This is a genomic window from Mesorhizobium sp. IMUNJ 23232 (genome assembly GCF_044326205.1).
Taxonomy (GTDB): domain Bacteria; phylum Pseudomonadota; class Alphaproteobacteria; order Rhizobiales; family Rhizobiaceae; genus Kumtagia.
In genome coordinates this window covers 1-2484 of record NZ_JBIRCY010000150.1, presented here as the reverse complement: position 1 = coordinate 2484, position 2484 = coordinate 1, and the positions used below count along the sequence as shown (strand labels likewise).

Here is a 2484-nt window from a genome sequence, read left to right as displayed (position 1 = left end):
CTCAATAACCCCATGTCGATCACTCCGATGTCCCCCACACGTGCCGTGTGGGAGGAGCTTCAAACATGGGTCAATTCTCGATGGAAAAACCTCCGTCGACTGGGTCACTTCTCAGTGGAAATCAACAGGGAGTCCGTCGAGACTCTGTTGAACGGCAAGCCGATGCCGTCTCTTCCTCCCCTCGATCTATCACAAGCGTCCATGGGGATCGGTCTGCATCCTTCCGTCGTCACCGCAGATCGGCTGGAAGTGCTGCGCTTCATATCTGATGAACTGCGCATCAGCTTCCGTTGCTGCGGGTCGTCGGCCCTCTCCCTAATCGAGGTGGCAATGGGCGAGACTGACGGCTACGTGGCCCTGGGAGATTCGACCTGGGACGTGATGGCTGGGCTGCCGATACTCGGCAATCTGGGTGTATCCCACACTATCGACTGGGACCGCACCCACCTGGACGCAAAGCTACGGTTCGCATGCGGAAGCAAGGAGTTCCTGGCAAAGGTGCGCCCTCTGCTGGAGAGTGTCGGTGACAGCCCGATGTCGAGCGGAGTTGCCCATGGTTAGCGACGCCCAGGCAGAGGTCCGCGGAGCTCATGAAATGTCGCCTGCAGAACTGCGGCAGCGCACCGTAGACGGCAGGGGCGTCGCAGACATCCGCTTGCTGCAGGCAGAAGATGGTCCAGGTCGAGGACAGCGGCTGCTTGTCGCTCGAAACGCGGCTGGCATCGGATTTGAGATTGCAGTGGACCGAGGCTTCGATATTTCCAGCGCGACTTGGCGTGGAATAAACATCGGGTGGAACAGTGCAAACGGAATGCCGTGGCCGCTCAATTCGGTCGATGCTGAAGAGGGCATTGGCTTCTACAGGAACTTTGATGGCTTCATCGTCACCTGCGGCCTCGACCACATAGGTGGCGCCCGAAAGGGTGACGCGGACCGCTATATCCACAAACATCGCAAGCAGGTTTTCAATCCCCTGCATGGGAGGATCTCCAGCCAGCGGGCCACTCTTGCGGGCTATGGCATCGACTGGAGCACCGACGTCCCGGTCATCTGGGCGGAAGGTGTCGTCAGGCAAAGTTCGGTGTTCGGCGAGAACCTTATCCTGCGGCGTCGCGTATCAGTCGATGTTTTCGGTCAAGCGATCCTAATTTACGACGTCGTCGAGAACCGGGGATTCCGACCGACACCGCATGCGATCCTCACCACGTAAACTTCGGCTATCCGTTTCTCGATCAGGCGACTGAGATTTCAGGCGACCTGAGTGGCGAGATCGTCTCAGCCTTCAACGGCGAGGACAAGCGCCCACGTGACGACTTCGTCGACTATTATCAGGAGGTGCCTGTCGTTTCCGATCGGACAACCGCGTCTGTCGAACTGCGGAACAGAACCTTGCTCGGAGGAATGCACGTCCGACTTTCCTTTTCGCGGAATGAGCTTCCGAGTTTTGGCGTTTGGAGAGCATTTCAGTCGGGGGTCTATGCTTTCGCGCTGGAGCCAGTCCCGGCGATTTGATCCGGAGGGGAACTCGCCTGACTCAATCACTTTGGGGGCAGGAGAGAGCGCCAAATACGCGATCGAGGTCGCGCTGAGGTCCTCCTGATTATGTTCGGTATCACTATCCGCACTTCATCCGACGCGCAGCTATTTTGGCGACTGGTGAAAAGGGCCTCCGCACTCGAGCGCAGTCCGTCAATGGAGGCGCTTGGTTACGCACCACATATCACTTTAGCGCGCTACTCTGAGGGGTCGGACAAGTTACTACTCGAAGCGGCAAGCAGACTTCGGGACCAAAATGGCCTTCTACTGACATTCGATCGCATCAGTTTTTTTGACATTGATCCAATCGTCTTGTGGCTGTCGCCCCTTCCCGATCAGCGCCTTTTCGATTTGCATGGTAAGCTTCACGAGGCTATCGACCCGCAACTCTGCGACCCACACTATCGACCTCTGCAATGGACGCCGCACTTAACGCTTGCGACGACCGTTGACATTGCTCACCGCAACCAAGTGCTCGAACTTACCAGCCAGCCGTTCGAACGGATTACGTTGAGGTTTGATGCTGTTGATTGCGTTTCCTGGCCCCCAGTTCGCATCTTAAGCACGCTGCAGTTGGCCTGACGGTCGATCAATGCCGTGGTCTCGCTGGCTGATTGGCCATGCAGGCCGCCATGATAGAGCGCGAGCGCGTCCCACGCTTTCGCAGTAGGCCACGGACCGGGTTCCGTTGACGGCCAGCCGGCTGGCCCTCGCACAACCAATCCTCAAAGACATCGAGCGAGCCTGACCGACAGCCGCCCGATGTCTCGGCTACAGATCAAGCGGCGACACGTCGGAACGCCATGGACACGCCACCTAGGTGTCATTTCCAAGGACGTTGTCCTTGATCAATCTAGCTATGGGTGGTTTTCCGCCGAGGGCGGCGTGAGGTCTGCGGTTGTTGTAATCGCCGAGCCATGCAGGCATTGCGGCGGTTCGCTGTGCGGA

General features: G+C 58.1%; 3 protein-coding genes and 1 pseudogene. 3 read left to right on the top strand and 1 reads right to left on the bottom strand.

Translation table 11 applies throughout. The features are described 5' to 3' along the window. From ACH196_RS37970 to ACH196_RS37960, 3 genes and pseudogenes are all read left to right on the top strand, one after another. Positions 1-561: inositol monophosphatase family protein (locus ACH196_RS37970; protein ID WP_396651969.1), on the top strand; the 561-nt coding region annotated here is incomplete at its 5' end. Further along, a pseudogene (locus tag ACH196_RS37965) lies at positions 554-1512 on the top strand (DUF4432 family protein). The gene ACH196_RS37970 and the pseudogene ACH196_RS37965, both read left to right, overlap by 8 nt. A gap of 90 nt (positions 1513-1602) precedes the next feature. Beyond that, positions 1603-2118, top strand: coding sequence for a 2'-5' RNA ligase family protein (locus ACH196_RS37960; RefSeq protein WP_396651968.1), 516 nt, complete (start codon positions 1603-1605; stop codon positions 2116-2118). Positions 2119-2352: 234 nt separating this feature from the next. Here the strand turns inward: ACH196_RS37960 and ACH196_RS37955 are convergent. After that, a partial coding sequence (locus ACH196_RS37955) for an integrase core domain-containing protein (RefSeq protein ID WP_396650131.1) occupies positions 2353-2484 on the bottom strand: 132 nt, incomplete at its 5' end.

Excerpts from the sequence above, each read along its gene's own strand:
- ACH196_RS37960 (WP_396651968.1), top strand. The coding sequence starts at position 1,603 with ATGTTCGGTATCACTATCCGCACTTCATCCGACGCGCAGCTATTTTGG.